Raw genomic sequence first — 16,110 nt, 5'->3', positions numbered from 1 at the left:
CGAACGAGAAGAGCTGTGCTGTGAGCCTTACCAAGCCGGAGATCGACTTCCCGATCGGCGACGCGCCGGCCGACCTGGTCATCGAGGACATCGTCGAGGGCACCGGCGCCGAGGCCAAGGCCGGCGCGATGGTCGAGGTCCACTACGTGGGCGTCACCTTCGAGACCGGCGAGGAGTTCGACGCCTCCTGGAACCGCGGCCAGACCTTCCGCTTCCCGCTGGGCGGCGGCCGGGTCATCAAGGGCTGGGACGAGGGCGTCCAGGGCATGAAGGTCGGCGGTCGGCGCAAGCTGACCATCCCGGCCCACAAGGCGTACGGGAACCAGTCCCCGAGCCCGCTCATCCCGGCCGGTTCGACCCTGATCTTCGTGGTCGACCTGCTCGGCGTCTGACGGTCCGTCCGACACCGCGTCACCCCGAGGCCCCACCCCGCAGCGAGCGGGGTGGGGCCTCGGCTTTCCCCCCGGGCGCCCCACCCGGTACGGTCAGCGACAGCTGACGAACCACCAGCACGAAGCACCCCGTTACCGGAAAGGTCCGCGATGGCGATCGCCAAGGCAGAGCGGCTGATGAACCTCGCCCTGTGCCTGATGAACACCAGACGTCCGCTCTCCAAGAAGGAGCTCCGGGAGTCCGTCGAGGCGTACCGGGAGGCCTGGCAGTCCGGCAGCGAAGAGGCCTTCAACCGGATGTTCGAGCGGGACAAGGACGACCTGCGCGAGCTCGGCCTGATCATCGACGTGGACGAGAACGGCCTCGACGGCGAGATGGGCTACCTGGCCCGCAAGGACCGCAACCGGCTGCCCGAGATCGCCCTGGACGCGGAGGAGGCGGCCGCGCTCACGCTGGCCGCCCGGGTCTGGCAGCAGGCCAAGATGTCCGGCGCGGCCAGCGGTGCGCTGCAGAAGCTGCGCGCCGCCGGCGTGCCGTTCACCGAGGAGCGCGAGCACTCCGCGCTGGAGCCGCGGATCCCGGCCCGGGAGGCGGCCTTCGAGCCGCTGCTCACCGCGGCCCGGGACCGACGGCCCGTCACCTTCGAGTACCGCAAGGCCGGTGCGGCCGCCGTCGAGCTGCGCTCGGTGGAGCCCTGGGCGCTGGAGTGCTGGCGCGGCCACTGGTACCTGGCCGGCTGGGACCGGGACCGCGAGGCGGCCCGGGTGTTCCGGCTGAGCCGGATCACCGGCAAGGTGAAGTCCCGGGCCGGCCGGTTCGCCGGCACCGTGCCCGAGCACGTGGACGTGCGCGCGGTGGTGGCCCGGTTCGGCGGCGAGGGCGCGACCGCCTCGGCCACCGTCCGGCTGCGGCAGGGCAAGGGCTTCCCGCTGCGCACCAAGGCGCTGGAGGTCCGCGAGGGCGCCGACGGCTGGGACGAGCTGGAGATCCCGTACGGCCCGGGGCTCGGGGCCGAGGTGGCCGAGTTCGGCCCCGACCTGGTGGTGCTGGCGCCCGAGGAGCTGCGGGCGGACGTCGTCGACCGGCTGCGAGCGGTGGCCGGTCTCCTTGAGGGGCAGAGTTGAGCAACGCGATCGACCAGACCCGGCGGATGCTGTCGCTGGTCACCTACCTGCGCGAGCGGCCGGGCGCCGAGGTGGCCGAGGTGGCCCGGGCGTTCGGCATCACCGAGCGCGAGCTGATCAACGACCTGAACGTGCTGCCGATGTGCGGCACCAGCTTCCGCGGCGGCGACCTGCTCGACATCGACACCGACGGCGAGCGCATCTGGTGGCACAACGTCGACGACGTGGCCCAGCCGCTGCGCCTCGCCGCCGACGAGGCCACCGCGCTCCTGGTGGCCGCCCGCGCGGTGGCCGGCCTGCCCGGCCTGCGCGAGCGGGACCGGCAGGCGCTGACCCGCGCCGTCGCCAAGATCGAGGACGCGGCCGGCGAGAGCGCCGAGTCCTCGGCCCGGGTCGGCGTGACCTTCGAGGCCGAGGGCCAGGTCTTCGCCGACATCGACCGCGCGCTGAGCGAGGGCCGGCTGATCTGGCTGCGCTACTGGTCGCACGGGCGCGGCGGCATGACGGAGCGTCTGGTCGACCCGATCCGGCTGGTCACCGAGGGGCACACCTACCTCGAGGGCTGGTGCCGCACCTCGGAGGACCGCCGGGTGTTCCGGCTGGACCGGGTGGCCGAGATCAAGGTGCTGGACGAGCCGGCCGACCCGCCGCGGCTGGAGCCGCGCGACCTGTCGGCCGGGCTGGTCACCCCCGCTGCCTCCGACCCGGAGGTGGTGGTCGAGGTCGGCCCCGGCGGCCGCTGGGTGGCCGAGTACTACACCCACGACTCGGCCGAGGAGCTGCCCGACGGCGGTCTGCGGATCACCCTGCGCAGCGCGGACCCGGCGGGCCTGCGCCCGCTGGCCCTGCGGCTGGGCCGGGAGGGCCGGATCGTCTCCCCGCCGGAGCTCGCCGAGTCGGCACGGGCCGCCGCGCTCGAGGCGCTCCAGGGCTACGAGGGCTGAGCCGGTGACCGCGGAGGGCACCAGATTCAAGGTCTACTGCTCTCACTGCCGGGAGAAGGTGGAGCTGCCGGCCGAGGCCTTCCGGCTGGCGCTGGGCGCCACCCGGGAGCGCACCTTCTACAGCTTCGGCTGCCCGGCGTGCGGCCAGACGGTCCGCAAGAGCGCGGGGGAGTCCATCGTCGAGGCGCTGACCAGGGCCGGGGTCAGCACCATGCGCCTGCTGCCGGTCGACTGAGAACCACCTAGCGAGGAGTTGCAGTGCCCTGGACCGTCGTCGCCGCCGTCCTGCTGTCCACCGCCGGACTGCTGGTGCTGGGGGTGCTGGCCGGACGGCTCTGGCTGGACGTCAGGGCGCTGGCCCGGGAGGTCGGTACGGCCTCCCGGGCGGTGACCGAGGCGGCCGAGCGCCTGACGGGGTGACAGCGGGTCGTTCTCCGAGGCCAGGTAGCATCCGGTCGTTGTCGCAGCTTCACCCGCAGGGGCTACCATCGCCGGGAGCGGGGGAGTGCTGCCCCTGGGAGAAAGGTGGTCGCACATGCGGATCGGCACGATCCTCATCATCGTCGTCCTCGCCCTACTGCTGTTCGGCGCGAAGCGGCTGCCCGACCTCGCCCGGTCGCTCGGCAAGTCGGCGCGGATCCTGAAGGCCGAGGGCAAGGCGCTCAAGGAGGAGGGCAAGTCCCTCAAGGACCGGACGGTGGCCGCCGCCAAGGAGGGCGCCGCCGAGCCGATCGATCCGGTGGAGCCGGCCCGCGTCGTCAAGTCCGCCCCGGGTGACCCGGCCCGAGTCGAGGACCGAGCTTGAGCAAGAGCGAGAAGGCCGTCAAGCCGGCCAAGGACCCCGAGGGCCGGATGGCCCTGGCGGAGCACCTGCGGGAGCTGCGCAACCGGCTGGTGAAGTCGATCCTGGCGATCCTGCTCTTCACGATCGTGATCGCGATCTTCTACCGCCCGGTGATCGACTTCCTGATCGCCCCGCTGCCCGCCTGCGGTCCTGACAACAAGCCGCCGCCGGGCGAGAACAAGTGCGCCCTGGTGGCGAACATCGGCCTGATGACCGCCTTCACCGTGGTGCTGAAGGTCGCGCTGACCGGTGGCGTGGTCGCGGCGACCCCGGTCTGGCTCTTCCAGCTCTGGCGCTTCGTCGCGCCCGGTCTGCACAAGAGCGAGCGCCGCTACACGGTGGCCTTCATGGGCTTCGGCATCCCGCTCTTCCTGACCGGCGCCGCCTTCGCCTACCTCATCATGCCGATGACGGCGGCGATGCTGATCCACTTCGCCGGCACCGACGTCACCTCGATCCTCACCGTCGAGGACTACCTCGACGTGGTGACCAGGATGGTGCTGGTCTTCGGTCTGGGCTTCGAGTTCCCGCTGTTGCTGGTGATGCTGAACTTCGTCGGCGTCCTCACCGGCAAGCGGCTGCTCGGCTGGTGGCGCGGCATGGTGATGGCCATCACGGTCTTCGCCGCCTTCGCGACCCCCTCGGCCGACCCGGTGAGCATGATCCTGCTGGCCCTGCCGATCATCGCGCTGTACTTCGTCGCCGTCGGCGTGGCGCTGATGAACGACAGGCGCAAGCTGCGCAACAACCCGGACGCGGGCCTGGACGACGAGGAGGCCTCGCACCTGGACCTCTCGGTCGAGGACGTCGCCGGAGCCGAGGCGATCGGCGCCTCCTCCGCACCGGAGCTGCCGTCCGCCGTCCCGGCCGCCCGTCGGGAGCAGCTGGACGACATCACCTGACACTGTCGCGGCTGACCCGTCGTCAGTTCGCCCGAACGGCCCCGGCCTGCTGGTTCTTCCAGTGGACCGGGGCCGTTCGTCATGTCCACGGCCTTGGCAGAGCAGAAGCCATGTGACATATTACTGCCGTGTCCACGAGATCCCCCCACGATGTCCTGGTGGTCGGCGCCGGTGTGGTCGGCGCCGCCTGCGCCTACTACGCGGCCCGAGCCGGCCTGAGCGTCACCGTCGTCGACCGCGGCCCGGTCGCCGGCGGCACCACCGGTGCCGGCGAGGGGAACCTCCTGGTCTCCGACAAGGAGCCCGGCCCCGAGCTCGACCTCGCCCTGTACTCCACCGGCCTGTGGCGCACCCTGGCCGCGGAGCTGGGGGAGGCGGTCGAGTACGAGCCCAAGGGCGGCCTGGTGGTCGCCTCCACCGAGGCCGGGATGACCGCGCTGCGCGGCTTCGCCGCCGAGCAGACCAAGGCCGGGGTGGAGTCCTCCGAGATCTCCGGTGACCGGCTCGCCGAACTGGAACCGCACCTGGCCGCCGGGCTGGGCGGCGGCTTCCTCTACCCGCAGGACGCCCAGGTCCAGCCCGCGCTGGCCGCCGCTCACCTGCTGCGGGCCTCCGGGGCGCGCCTGCGGCTCGGCGAGACGGTCACCGGCATCCGCACCGCGCCCTCCGGCGAGGTGCTCGGGGTGACGACCGGTCAGGGCCGGATCGACGCCCCGGTGGTGATCAACGCGGCCGGGACCTGGGGCGGCGAGCTGGCCGCGATGGCCGGCGTCGAGCTCCCGGTGCTGCCCCGGCGCGGCTTCGTGCTGGTCACCGAGCCGCTGCCGAGGATCGTGCGGCACAAGGTCTACGCCGCCGACTACGTGGCCGACGTGGCCAGCGGCTCGGCGGCGCTGCAGACCTCCGCCGTGGTCGAGGGCACCCCGGCCGGGCCGGTGCTGATCGGTGCCAGCCGGGAGCGGGTCGGCTTCGACCGCACCCTCTCGGTCGAGGTGCTCCGGCGCCTGGCGGCCAACGCGGCCCGGCTCTTCCCGGTGCTGCGCACCGTCCAGGTGCAGCGCGCCTACCGGGGCTTCCGCCCGTACCTGCCGGACCACCTGCCGGCCATCGGGGCCGACCCGCGGGTGCCCGGGCTCTACCACGCCTGCGGCCACGAGGGCGCGGGCATCGGCCTGGCCCCCGCCACCGGCGAGCTGATCGCCCGTCAGCTCACCGGCCAGGCCCCCGGGCTCGACCTCACCCCGTTCCGAGCCGACCGCTTCCCGCACCCTGGAGGAGCCGCGTGAGCGCCCGCACCCCCGCCGAGCTGGTCGGCGCCCGGCCCCAGCCGGGGCACACCATCGACTTCGACGGCCGCCCGATCCCGGTGCTGCCCGGCCAGACCATCGCGGCCGCGCTCTGGGCCAACGGCATCCTGGCCTGGCGCACCACCCGGGTGAACGGGCGCCCGCGCGGCGCGTTCTGCGGCATCGGCGCCTGCTACGACTGCCTGGCCACCGTGGACGGCGCGCCCAACCAGCGCACCTGCCTGATCCCCGCCGAGCCCGGCACCACCGTCACCACCCAGGAGGGCCACGGCCGTGCCGACCTCGCCGTCTGACCCCCGGGGCCTCCAGGACCCGTACGACCTCGCGGTGATCGGGGCCGGCCCGGCCGGGCTGGCGGCCGCCGTCACCGCCGCCTCCTCCGGCCTGCGCTGCGTCCTGCTGGACGCCGGACCGCGCCCGGGCGGCCAGTACTACCGCCACCCCGCGCCGGAGCTGGGCGCGGCCCGCCCGGAGAAGCTGCACCACGGCTGGCCCGCCTTCGCCAAGCTGCGCGACCGGCTGGCCGCGAGCACCGTCACCCACCTGACGGAGCACCAGGTCTGGACGGCCGAGCAGGGCACCGGCGGGCGGCCCTGGCGGCTGCACGCGCTGCACGGCGGCGAGGCGGTGACGGTCGAGGCGGCCGCGGTGCTGCTGGCCACCGGCGCCTACGAGCGCCAACTGCCCTTCCCCGGCTGGACGCTGCCCGGCGTGGTGACGGCCGGCGGCGCGCAGGCCATGCTCAAGGCCGGCCTGGTGCTGCCGGGCCGGCGGATCGTGGTGGCGGGCAGCGGCCCGCTGCTGCTGGCCGCCGCCTCCTCGCTGGTCTCTGCCGGGGCCACCGTGCCCGCGGTGGTGGAGGCCTCGAACTACCTCGGCTACGCCCGCGGCCTGACCACGCTGGCCGCCAACCCGGCCAAGCTGGTCGAGGGAGCCGAGCACGGCACCAGGCTGCTGCGCGGACGGGTCCGGCTGCGCCGCTCCAGCGCCGTCGTCGAGGCGCACGGCACCGACCGGGTGACCGCCGTGACGGTGGCGAGGCTGGACGCCGAGTGGCGACCGGTGCCCGGCACCGAGCGGCGGATCGAGTGCGACGCGCTGGCGGTCGGGCACGGCCTGCTGCCGCAGATCGAGCTGGCCACCGAGTTGGGCGCCGAGACCTTCACCACCGCGGACGACACCGTGGCGCTCAAGGTCGACGACGAGCTGCGCACCTCGCTGCCGGGCCTGTGGGCGGCGGGGGAGACCTGCGGCGTCGGCGGCGCCGACCTGGCGATCGCGGAGGGCGCACTGGCCGCCCGGGTGATCGCCGGGGCGCCGGTGCCGGCCTCGCTGCGCGCCCGCCGGGAGCGCCGCCGGGCCTTCGCCGGCCTGATGGCCGCCGCGCACCGGCCCGGCCCGGGCTGGACGGAGTGGCTGCGCGAGGACACCGACGTCTGCCGCTGCGAGGAGGTCCCGGCCGGGGCGATCCGCACCGCGGTGGAGGAGCTCGGCGCGGCCGACCCGCGGACGGTCAAGCTGCTCACCCGGGCCGGGATGGGGTGGTGCCAGGGCCGGATGTGCGGCCCGGCGGTGGCCTGCCTCTCCGGTGCCGGCGGGCTGAAGCCCGACTCCCGCCCGCTCGCCTGCCCCGTCCCGCTGGCCCAGCTCGCCGACGGCGAACCGAGCTGAACGGCCCCGCGCGCGGCGCACTCGTCCGTGGAGTGCGCCGGCCCGCGCCCCTGACATCCCCTCAGGTGGTCCACACCCTTGTGGTCCTCCGCCCGCTCTAATAAAATGTCACACCTCACCACTCAAGGAGACCCCCAAGTGTCCGCAACGCACGAGCCCACCCGTCCCTGGCGCGGCATCATGGTCGCCACCACGCTCCCGCTGCGTGACGACCTGTCCGTCGACTACGACGCCTACGGCGAGCACGTCCAGTGGCTGATCGCCAACGGCTGCGACGGCGTGGTCCCCAACGGCTCGCTCGGCGAGTACCAGGTCCTCACCGCCGAGGAGCGGGCCCGCGTGGTCACCACCGCCGTCGAGGCGGCCGGTGACGGCTCCCGCGTCATGCCGGGCGTCGCCGCCTACGGCTCCGCCGAGTCCCGCCGCTGGGCCGAGCAGGCCGCCGAGGCCGGCGCCGGCTCCGTCCTGCTGCTGCCGCCGAACGCCTACCGCGCCGACGCCGCGGCGGTCCGCGCGCACTACGCCGAGGTGGCCAAGGCCGGCCTGCCGATCGTGGCCTACAACAACCCGATCGACACCAAGGTGGACCTGGTCCCCTCGCTGCTCGCCGACATCCACAAGGACGGCAACATCGTCGCCGTCAAGGAGTTCAGCGGCGACGTCCGCCGGGCGTACGAGATCGCCGAGCTCGCCCCGGGCCTGGACCTGCTGATCGGCGCCGACGACGTGCTGCTGGAGCTGGCCGTGGCCGGCGCCGTCGGCTGGATCGCCGGCTACCCGAACGCCCTGCCGGAGGCCAGCGCCAAGCTGTTCCACGCCGCCGTCTCGGGTGACCTGGAGACCGCCGTCCCGCTGTACCGCTCGCTGCACTCGCTGCTGCGCTGGGACTCCAAGACCGAGTTCGTCCAGGCCATCAAGCTCTCCATGGACATCGCCGGCCGCCCGGGCGGTCCGGTCCGTCCGCCGCGCTTCCCGCTCTCCCCGGAGATCGAGGCGGCCGTCCGTGCCGCCACCGAGCAGGCCATCGCGGCCGGCCTGGTCTGACACAGCGTCAAGCCCGAGTAGTGACCAGAGGCCGGCTGCGGCGGCAGCCGGCCCTCTCTCTCCCCGAGGAGATCCCCCCATGCGCAGCCGTCACGTGTTCCACGCCGTGGACTCCCACACCGAGGGCATGCCGACCCGGGTCATCACCGGCGGCTTCGGCACCATCCCCGGGGCCACCATGGCCGAGCGCCGGGTGCACTTCCAGCAGAACCTGGACGACTTCCGCACCCTGCTGATGTACGAGCCCCGCGGCCACGCGGCGATGAGCGGCGCGATCCTCCAGCCGCCCACCCGGCCGGACGCCGACTTCGGCGTGCTCTACATCGAGGTCTCCGGCCTGCTGCCGATGTGCGGGCACGGCACCATCGGCGTGGCCACCGTGCTGGTCGAGACCGGCATGGTCCCGGTGGTCGAGCCGGTCACCACCGTCCGCCTGGACACCCCGGCCGGTCTGGTGATCGCCGACGTGCACGTCGAGGACGGCGCGGCCAAGGCCGTGACCATCCGCAACGTGCCCTCCTACTCCGTCGCCCTGGACCAGAAGATCGAGGTCCCCGGCTACGGCACCGTCACCTACGACCTGGCCTACGGCGGCAACTTCTACGCGATCCTGCCGCTGGCCGAGTTCGGCATCCCCTTCGAGCGCGAGCGCAAGCAGGAGATCCTGGACGCCGGCCTGGCCATGATGGACGCCATCAACGCGGCCGACCGCCCGGTGCACCCGGAGGACCCGTCCATCCACAGCTGCCACCACGTGCAGCTGCTGGCGCCCGGCTCCACCGCCGAGCACTCGCAGCACGCCATGGCCATCCACCCGGGCTGGTTCGACCGCTCGCCCTGCGGGACCGGCACCTCGGCCCGGATGGCCCAGCTGCACGCCCGCGGCGAGCTCCCGCTGGAGCAGGACTTCCGCAACGACTCCTTCATCGGCACCACCTTCACCGGCCGTCTGGTGGAGGAGACCACGGTGGCCGGACGGCCGGCCGTGGTCCCGACCGTCACCGGCCGGGCCTGGGTCACCGGCACCGCGCAGTACTTCCTCGACCCGAGCGACCCGTTCCCCGCGGGCTTCCTGCTCTGACCGCGCCGGGGCGGTCGCGCTGCCCGTCCGCAGCCGCCGCCCCGCCTGCGGCCGCCGCCCCGCCCGCGGCCCCTGAACGACCGTCAGACCCGGCCCCACCGCCCGACCGCCGTCCGAAAGGCATCCCGTGATCACCTCGTACAACCCCGCAGACCCGTCCGACCTGGTGGTCGAGGTCGAGAGCCCCGGCGCGGCCGGGGTGGCTGCGGCCATCGAGCGGGCCCGGGCCGCCCAGGCCGGCTGGCGGGCGCTCGGCGCGGCGGGCCGCTCGGCCGCCCTCACCCAGGCCGCCGCCGCGATCGAGGCGCACGCCGACGAGCTGACCGAGCTGATCGTCCGTGAGGTCGGCAAGCCCGCCGTCGAGGCGCGCGGCGAGGTCGGCCGCACGGTGGCGATCTGGCGCTACTACGCCCAGGCCCCGTTCGCCCCGGCCGGCGAGGTGCACGAGCCCGCCGCCGGCGAGGGCCTGCTGCTCACCCGCCGCCGCCCGTACGGCGTGGCCGGTCTGGTCACCCCCTGGAACTTCCCGCTCGCCATCCCGACCTGGAAGGCCGCCCCGGCGCTCGCGGTCGGCAACGCGGTGGTGCTCAAGCCCGCCCCCGAGGCCACCGCCTGCGCGCTGCGCCTGGCCGAGCTGGCGGGCCTGCCAGAGGGCGTGCTGACCGTCGTCCCCGGCGGGGCCGAGGAGGGCGCCGCCCTGGTGGCCGGCGCCGACGTGATCTCCTTCACCGGCTCCACCGGCGTCGGCCGGGCCGTGGTCGCCGCCGCCACCGAGCGCGGCGTCCCGGTGCAGGCCGAGATGGGCGGTCTGAACGCCGCCATCGTGCTGCCCGACGCCGACATCGCCCAGGCCGCCGCCCACCTGGCCGCCGCCATCGCCGGCTACGCGGGCCAGAAGTGCACCGCCACCAGCCGGGTGATCGCGGTCGGCGACGCCTACGAGCCGCTGGCCGAGGCGCTGGCCAAGGCGCTGACCGCGATCGCCGCGCCCGGTGCCCTCACCGAGGTCTGCGGCCCGGTCATCAACGAGCCCGCGCTGGAGCGCCTCACCACCGCCGTCGACTCCGCGGTCGGCGCCGGTGCCGTCGCGCTGGCCGGTGGCCACCGGATCGACCGGGACGGCTGGTTCATCGAGCCCACCCTGCTGGAGCAGGTCCCGGCCGGACACCCGCTGCGCACCGAGGAGTTCTTCGGCCCGGTCGCCGTGCTGCTGCCCGCCGCCGACCTGGACGAGGCGATCGCGGTGGCCAACGACACCGCCCAGAGCCTCTCCACCTCGGTGCACAGCCGGGACCTGGACACCGCGCTGGCCGCCGCCGACCGGCTGGACGCCGGCATGGTCCGGGTCAACGCCCCCTCCAGCGGCGTGGACTTCCACCTCCCGTTCAGCGGCGCCAAGGGCGCCGGCTACGGCGCGCGCGAGCAGGGCCAGGCCGTGCTCGACTTCTTCACCGCCCAGCGCACCGTCACCCTGCTCCCCGCCGGGAGCCCGCGATGAGCCCGCGCGTGGAGACGGTCGACTACCACACCGCCGGCGAGCCCTTCCGGATCGTCACGGCCGGCCTGCCGCCGATCCCGGGCGACTCGGTCGCCGAGCGCCGGGCCATCGCGCTCGGCGCCGGCGGCACCGCCACCAACCCCCGGCCGAGCGCCCTGGACACCGTCCGGCAGCTGCTCACCCGGGAGCCGCGCGGCCACGCCGGGATGTACGGCGGCTTCGTGGTGCCGGCCGACGACAGCGAGGCCCACTTCGGCGTGCTGTTCTGGCACAAGGACGGCTACTCCACCGCCTGCGGCCACGGCACCATCGCGCTCGGCGCCTGGGCCGTCGACTCCGGCCTGGTGGACGCCCCCGCCGACGGCGACGCCCGGGTGCGGATCGACGTCCCGTCCGGCCGGGTGACCGCCACCGTGCACCGCTCCGGCGGCGCCACCACCGGCATCACCTTCCGCAACGTGCCCACCGCCGTCTCCGCCCGGGGCGTCAAGGTGGAGACCTCGCGCGGCCCGGTCTCCGTCGACCTCGCGCACTCCGGAGCCTGCTACGCCTCGGTCCGGGCCACCGACCTCGGCCTGACGGTCACCACCGACCGGCTGCCCGAACTCACCGCCGTCGGCCGGGAGATCCGGGCCGCCCTGGCGGACCACCCGGCCACCCGGCACGCCTCGGACCCGCTGCTCTCCGGCGTCTACGGCGTGATCCTGCACGAGGACCTGCCCGCGATCGCGTCGGGCCCCAACCAGCGCAACGTCACCGTCTTCGCCGACGGCCAGATCGACCGCTCCCCGTGCGGCTCCGGCACCTCCGCCCGGCTCGCCCTGCTGGCCGCCGAGGGCCGTCTGACCCCCGGTCAGGAGCTGCGGCACGAGTCGATCATCGGTACCGTCTTCACCGGACGGCTGGCCGGCGAGCACCCCGACGGGGTGATCACCGAGGTCGCCGGTACCGCCCACCGCACCGGCGAGCACCGCTTCCTGCTCGACCCGGCCGACACCCTCGGGACGGGGTTCCTGCTCTGATGACCGCTCAGCTCCCCTTCGTCCCGCTCACCCTGGGCCCCGCCGAGGCGGTCGACGCCCTCGCGGCCGTCCTGCTCGACGGCCTCGACGTCGAGGACGCCCCGGCCCGCAGCAACATCCCCGTCCCGGCGGGCGAGCTGCTGCTGATGCCGGCCGCCTCGGCGCGGTACACCGGCGTCAAGATCGCGGGGGTGGTCCCGGGCAACGCCGCCCGGGGCCTGCCCCGGATCACCGGCAGCTACCTGCTGCTGGACGGCCCGACCCTCCAGCCGCTCGCCCTGCTGGACGGCGTCGCGCTCACCTCGCTGCGCACCCCCGCCGTCACCGCCCTGGCGCTGCGTCAGCTGGCCGAGCCGGACGCCTCCCACCTGGTGCTCTTCGGCACCGGCCCGCAGGCCTTCGCCCACCTGGACGCGCTGCTGGCGATCCGCCCGCTGACCAGGGTGACGGTGGTCGGGCGCTCGCCCGAGCCGACCGCCGCGCTGGTCGCGTACGCCGCCTCGCTCGGGCTGTCGGCCGCCCTCGGCACCCCTGACGCGGTGTCGGAGGCCGATCTGGTGGTCTGCTGCACCACGGCGCGCGAGCCGCTCTTCGACGGCGCGAGCGTCCCCGACCACGCCGCGGTGGCGGCGGTCGGCTCGCACGAGCCGGCGGCCCGGGAGGTCGACTCGGTGCTGGTGGAGCGCTCCGCGCTGTACGTGGAGTCGCGGGCGGTGGCATTGCGGGAGGCCGGGGACCTGCTGATCCCTTCTGTGCCCGGGGACCGCCTTGCTAACCTGTCAGAACTGGTGAACGGCAAGGCAGTTGTCCCGACGGACCGGCCGCGCTTCTTCAAGAGCGTGGGCATGGCCTGGGAGGACCTGGCGGTCGCCTCCGCACAATTCGCCGCTGCCGGACAGAAGTAATTCACAAATCAACGTATTCAACGTAACGTGACATTGTACAATGGTGTCCTGCTCAGCCCCCACCGGAGGAACACCATGGCGGACCTCAAGCCCCGCGCCCTCATCTCCGTCCAGGAGCGCCTGCGCGACCAGGTCGCCCACGCCCTGCGCGCTGCCCTGATCTCCGGCGAACTCCGCCCGGGCGTCGTCTACTCGGCCCCCGCGCTCGCCGCCGACTTCGGCGTCTCCGCCACCCCCGTCCGGGAGGCGATGCTCGACCTGGCCCGCGAGGGCCTGGTCGAGGCGGTCCGGAACAAGGGTTTCCGGGTCACCGAGCTGACGGAGCGCGACCTCGACGACTACACCGAGATCCGCGCCCTGATCGAGGTCCCCACCGTCGGCCGGGTCACCCGCACCGCCACCCGCGAGCAGCTGGAGGCCCTGCGCCCCGAGGCCGAGGCCATCGTGGTCGCCGCCCGCAAGCACGACCTCATCGGCTACCTCGAGGCGGACCGCCAGTTCCACCTCTCCGTCCTCGGCCTGGCCGGCAACGCCCGCCTGGTCGAGGTCGTCGGCGACCTCCGCAAGCGCTCCCGCCTCTACGGCCTCACCCGCCTCGACCAGCGCGGCGAGCTCGTCTCCTCGGCCGAGGAGCACCTGACCCTCCTCGACCTGATGATCTCCGGCGACGCCCCGGCCGCCGAGCGCTGCATGGTCGAGCACCTCGGCCACGTCCGCTCCCTCTGGGCCGCGGACGAGGAGACCATCGACGAGCGCCCGGCCCTCCGCCTCGGCGCCCGCTGAGGTCGCAGGTCCTCACTCGTTCCGGTGGTCGGCGGCAGTAACGCTTGCCGCCGGAGCGGCGGGCCTACGATGGTGTTCTCGACACCGGCCAGCCGGGAGGAACGCCCATGTCCGCAGTAGCAGCTGAGCAGCCGCATCCGACGCTGCTCGAAGCCGCCGACATGATCTCCGACCAACTGGTCGGCCACCGAGTCGAGATCATCGGGGGCCAGATCACCGTGACACCACCCGCTGACGGTCCGCACGGCGAGGTGCTCACCGACCTCGTCTTCGCGCTCGCGCCACTCCACGGCGAGGAGTGCCGGCTCATCCAGGCCATGGGCATCTGGCTGCCCGCAGGTCCGTCGGACTACGCGATTCCCGACCTGTCCGTGGTGGACGCCGACTATCGCGACCACGAGGTCGCCCACAAGTGCTATGACCCTGCCGTCTTCCGGATGGTCGTCGAGGTCACCTCGAGCAACCTAGGTGACGACCTCAAGAAGAAGCCCGCCGCCTACGCCGGTGCGGGTGTTCCCGTCTACGTGATCGTCGACCGGACGAACGAGAAGGTCCTGGTGCTCACCGACCCAGCCGATGGCGAGTACCGGGTCCATGCGGTCCGCCATCGAGGCCAGTCCTTCACTCTTCCCGAGTCGGTCGGTGCACCGGTGACGCTCTCCGTGGATGCGATGCTCGGGCCGGTTCAGTAGTCCGTCCTCCATCGCCCTTACCCCGGTAGCGTCTTGGGCGCAGTCGGCGGTCGGGCGGAGGAGCAGGGATGGAGCGGCGTCGGTTCTGGTGGTGGGGGCGGCGGCCGGGCTCGGAGGTGCGGGTCGACGTCGGCGGTGCCGGCGCGGTCGGGGTGGGCCGGGACGTGGTCCACGGTGCGATCGGCGAGAACGCGACGGTGGTGCACAACGAGATCACGGTGCACGTCGGACCGCCGGGCGCGGATGCCGCGCCGACGGACCGTGAGGTGGAGCAGGCGCTCGCCGGGTACCTGGCCCGGGTGAGGGAGAGCCAGCGGCGGCTGAACCTGGACGTGCTCGGGCCGGGGGACGCGGCCGGAGAGCTGCCGCAGATCGAGCTGCGCCAGGTGTTCGTCCCTCAGCTGACCCGACCGTTCGAGACCCGGCTCCCGGATGACCTGCGCCGACTCCTCACCGAGGCTGGTGAGTTGGTGGACGGTCCGCTACCGCCCGGCCTCGACTCCACGGCGGCCCAGCAGTTGTCCGACACGCAGCGGTCGGTCCTGCCCAGGCCGGTGCTGGAAGTGCTGGCGGAAGGTGCGGTGTCCCGGCTGGTGGTGCTCGGTGACCCGGGGGCGGGCAAGTCGACACTGGCCAAGTACCTCGCCCTGGCACTGGCCGGCGCGCTCGACCGACTCCCGGACGAGCTGGCCCCGCTTGAGGGCTGCGTTCCGCTGATCGTGGAGCTGCGGCAGTACGCGCAGGAGCGCTGGCGCGAGCGGAGTTTCGAGGACTTCCTGGATCACGTGCACGAGCAGGGCCGGATGGAGCTGCCGCGCCCGGTGCTCGAACACATCCTGGCGCGGGGCCGGGTGGTGATGGTCTTCGACGGCCTGGACGAGGTCTTCGACCCGGAGGTCCGCGCCGAGACGGCCCGGCGGATCGCCGCCTTCGCCATCAGCCGGCCAGGTGTCCGCATTGTCGTCACCTCGCGTGAGTACGGCTACCGTTCGCACGAGTTCAGCTCGGCGGGCTTCACGCAGGTGATGTTGCAGAACCTCGAACGGCGTCAGGTCACCGAGTTCGTCGGCCTCTGGTACACGGCGGCGCACCCCGGTGAGCCCGGGCAGGCCCGTAGGCTCGCCCGGCGGCTGCTGGACTCGGTCAGGGAGGTTCGGGCCGTCGGTGAACTGGCCGCCAATCCGCTCCTGTTGACGATCCTGGCCTCGATCGGTCTGGGCCGGACCATCCCCCGGGAGCGGCGGAAGGTGTACGAGCACGCGATCGAGGTGCTGATCGGTCGCTGGGACCGGGACGCGAAGTTCCTCAACGCGCCGGGGCCGGCGGATGCCGAGGCGGCCCGGGCCGTGGAGTGGCTGACGACAAGTCGGCGCCTGCGGCTCCTGGAGCGCATTGCCCGGCGGATGCAGGACAGCGCTGACCGGCCGTCGGGCACCTACATCCGTCATGACGAACTGATCGAGATCGTGGCCGACTACCTCACCGGTCACCACATCGACCGGACCGCGGCCGACATCGCGGCCCACCACCTGGTGGACCAGCTGCGCACCCGGAACTTCCTCCTGGCCCACTTCGGCGGTGGCGTCTACGGTTTCGTTCACCGCACCTTCCTGGAGTACCTGACGGCCAACGACATCCTGTACCGGCGCAACGAGGAGGAGTGGAGCAGGGAGGAACTGCTCGATCACCTCGGCCGGCACACGGCCGATCCGGCGTGGCACGAGGTCATCCTGCTCACGGTCGGTGGCCTGCGGCAGCGCGACGCGGCCGCCTTCATCCACTACCTCCTGCAGCGGTTGAAGGGACGGGAAGTCAGGGAGGCGGGCCTGCAACTCGCGCTCCGTGCCCTGGCCGAGCGCGATGACTTCGAGACTGCGCCGGCTCCAGGTTCGCCGAGCCG

Annotated in this window: 18 protein-coding genes; all 18 read left to right on the top strand. The window is 73.6% G+C overall.

Annotation, left to right across the window (positions count from 1 at the left end; all coding sequences use genetic code 11):
* The first annotated feature begins 20 nt into the window (after positions 1-20).
* Positions 21-392, top strand: a complete 372-nt coding sequence (locus tag ABD946_RS35270; RefSeq protein ID WP_345289774.1) for an FKBP-type peptidyl-prolyl cis-trans isomerase — start codon at positions 21-23, stop codon at positions 390-392.
* A gap of 150 nt (positions 393-542) precedes the next feature.
* On the top strand, positions 543-1,517 hold the full coding sequence (locus ABD946_RS35265) for a helix-turn-helix transcriptional regulator (protein WP_345289772.1): 975 nt from the start codon (positions 543-545) through the stop codon (positions 1,515-1,517).
* A gap of 26 nt (positions 1,518-1,543) precedes the next feature.
* Positions 1,544-2,461 (top strand): helix-turn-helix transcriptional regulator, encoded by a 918-nt coding sequence (locus ABD946_RS35260; RefSeq protein WP_345289826.1) that lies wholly within the window; start codon positions 1,544-1,546, stop codon positions 2,459-2,461.
* Positions 2,462-2,465: 4 nt separating this feature from the next.
* Complete coding sequence (locus ABD946_RS35255; protein ID WP_345289771.1) at positions 2,466-2,696, top strand: hypothetical protein; 231 nt, start codon at positions 2,466-2,468, stop codon at positions 2,694-2,696.
* 23 nt (positions 2,697-2,719) lie between these two features.
* A complete protein-coding gene (locus ABD946_RS35250) occupies positions 2,720-2,881 on the top strand; it encodes a hypothetical protein (protein ID WP_345289769.1) in 162 nt (53 codons plus the stop codon).
* A 115-nt stretch (positions 2,882-2,996) separates the two neighbouring features.
* Positions 2,997-3,266 (top strand): Sec-independent protein translocase subunit TatA, encoded by a 270-nt coding sequence (gene tatA / locus ABD946_RS35245; protein WP_345289768.1) that lies wholly within the window; start codon positions 2,997-2,999, stop codon positions 3,264-3,266.
* On the top strand, positions 3,263-4,207 hold the full coding sequence (gene tatC / locus ABD946_RS35240) for a twin-arginine translocase subunit TatC (protein ID WP_345289767.1): 945 nt from the start codon (positions 3,263-3,265) through the stop codon (positions 4,205-4,207). The genes tatA and tatC overlap by 4 nt, the downstream gene beginning before the upstream one ends.
* A gap of 128 nt (positions 4,208-4,335) precedes the next feature.
* Positions 4,336-5,493, top strand: a complete 1,158-nt coding sequence (locus ABD946_RS35235; RefSeq protein WP_345289765.1) for an NAD(P)/FAD-dependent oxidoreductase — start codon at positions 4,336-4,338, stop codon at positions 5,491-5,493.
* On the top strand, positions 5,490-5,807 hold the full coding sequence (locus ABD946_RS35230; protein WP_345289764.1) for a (2Fe-2S)-binding protein: 318 nt from the start codon (positions 5,490-5,492) through the stop codon (positions 5,805-5,807). The genes ABD946_RS35235 and ABD946_RS35230 overlap by 4 nt, the downstream gene beginning before the upstream one ends.
* The gene (locus ABD946_RS35225) at positions 5,788-7,185 is read left to right on the top strand and encodes an FAD/NAD(P)-dependent oxidoreductase (protein ID WP_345289763.1); all 1,398 of its coding nucleotides are present in this window, start codon (positions 5,788-5,790) and stop codon (positions 7,183-7,185) included. Before ABD946_RS35230 ends, ABD946_RS35225 begins: the two co-directional genes overlap by 20 nt.
* Positions 7,186-7,365: 180 nt before the next feature.
* Positions 7,366-8,229, top strand: a complete 864-nt coding sequence (locus ABD946_RS35220; RefSeq protein WP_345289825.1) for a dihydrodipicolinate synthase family protein — start codon at positions 7,366-7,368, stop codon at positions 8,227-8,229.
* Positions 8,230-8,308: 79 nt separating this feature from the next.
* A complete protein-coding gene (locus ABD946_RS35215) occupies positions 8,309-9,310 on the top strand; it encodes a proline racemase family protein (RefSeq protein WP_345289761.1) in 1,002 nt (333 codons plus the stop codon).
* A 127-nt stretch (positions 9,311-9,437) separates the two neighbouring features.
* A complete protein-coding gene (locus ABD946_RS35210; RefSeq protein WP_345289760.1) occupies positions 9,438-10,808 on the top strand; it encodes an aldehyde dehydrogenase family protein in 1,371 nt (456 codons plus the stop codon).
* Positions 10,805-11,830: a proline racemase family protein gene (locus ABD946_RS35205; protein ID WP_345289759.1), complete on the top strand. Its 1,026-nt coding sequence runs from the start codon at positions 10,805-10,807 to the stop codon at positions 11,828-11,830. Before ABD946_RS35210 ends, ABD946_RS35205 begins: the two co-directional genes overlap by 4 nt.
* Positions 11,830-12,735, top strand: a complete 906-nt coding sequence (locus ABD946_RS35200; RefSeq protein WP_345289758.1) for an ornithine cyclodeaminase family protein — start codon at positions 11,830-11,832, stop codon at positions 12,733-12,735. The genes ABD946_RS35205 and ABD946_RS35200 overlap by 1 nt, the downstream gene beginning before the upstream one ends.
* Before the next feature lie 75 nt (positions 12,736-12,810).
* The gene (locus tag ABD946_RS35195; RefSeq protein ID WP_345289756.1) at positions 12,811-13,518 is read left to right on the top strand and encodes a GntR family transcriptional regulator; all 708 of its coding nucleotides are present in this window, start codon (positions 12,811-12,813) and stop codon (positions 13,516-13,518) included.
* Between the two features lie 107 nt (positions 13,519-13,625).
* On the top strand, positions 13,626-14,210 hold the full coding sequence (locus ABD946_RS35190; protein WP_345289755.1) for a Uma2 family endonuclease: 585 nt from the start codon (positions 13,626-13,628) through the stop codon (positions 14,208-14,210).
* A 68-nt stretch (positions 14,211-14,278) separates the two neighbouring features.
* A partial coding sequence (locus tag ABD946_RS35185; protein WP_345289754.1) for an NACHT domain-containing protein occupies positions 14,279-16,110 on the top strand: 1,832 nt, incomplete at its 3' end.

This window comes from Kitasatospora albolonga (assembly GCF_039535905.1).
Lineage (GTDB): Bacteria > Actinomycetota > Actinomycetes > Streptomycetales > Streptomycetaceae > Kitasatospora > Kitasatospora albolonga.
Note: the sequence above shows the minus strand (reverse complement) of the source record. Positions and strands in the feature narration are given on the sequence as shown.

Excerpts from the sequence above, each read along its gene's own strand:
- tatA (WP_345289768.1), top strand. The coding sequence starts at position 2,997 with ATGCGGATCGGCACGATCCTCATCATCGTCGTCCTCGCCCTACTGCTG.
- ABD946_RS35220 (WP_345289825.1), top strand. The coding sequence starts at position 7,366 with ATGGTCGCCACCACGCTCCCGCTGCGTGACGACCTGTCCGTCGACTAC.
- ABD946_RS35205 (WP_345289759.1), top strand. The coding sequence starts at position 10,805 with ATGAGCCCGCGCGTGGAGACGGTCGACTACCACACCGCCGGCGAGCCC.
- ABD946_RS35260 (WP_345289826.1), top strand. The coding sequence starts at position 1,544 with ATGCTGTCGCTGGTCACCTACCTGCGCGAGCGGCCGGGCGCCGAGGTG.
- ABD946_RS35215 (WP_345289761.1), top strand. The coding sequence starts at position 8,309 with ATGCGCAGCCGTCACGTGTTCCACGCCGTGGACTCCCACACCGAGGGC.
- ABD946_RS35190 (WP_345289755.1), top strand. The coding sequence starts at position 13,626 with ATGTCCGCAGTAGCAGCTGAGCAGCCGCATCCGACGCTGCTCGAAGCC.
- ABD946_RS35265 (WP_345289772.1), top strand. The coding sequence starts at position 543 with ATGGCGATCGCCAAGGCAGAGCGGCTGATGAACCTCGCCCTGTGCCTG.
- ABD946_RS35200 (WP_345289758.1), top strand. The coding sequence starts at position 11,830 with ATGACCGCTCAGCTCCCCTTCGTCCCGCTCACCCTGGGCCCCGCCGAG.
- ABD946_RS35195 (WP_345289756.1), top strand. The coding sequence starts at position 12,811 with ATGGCGGACCTCAAGCCCCGCGCCCTCATCTCCGTCCAGGAGCGCCTG.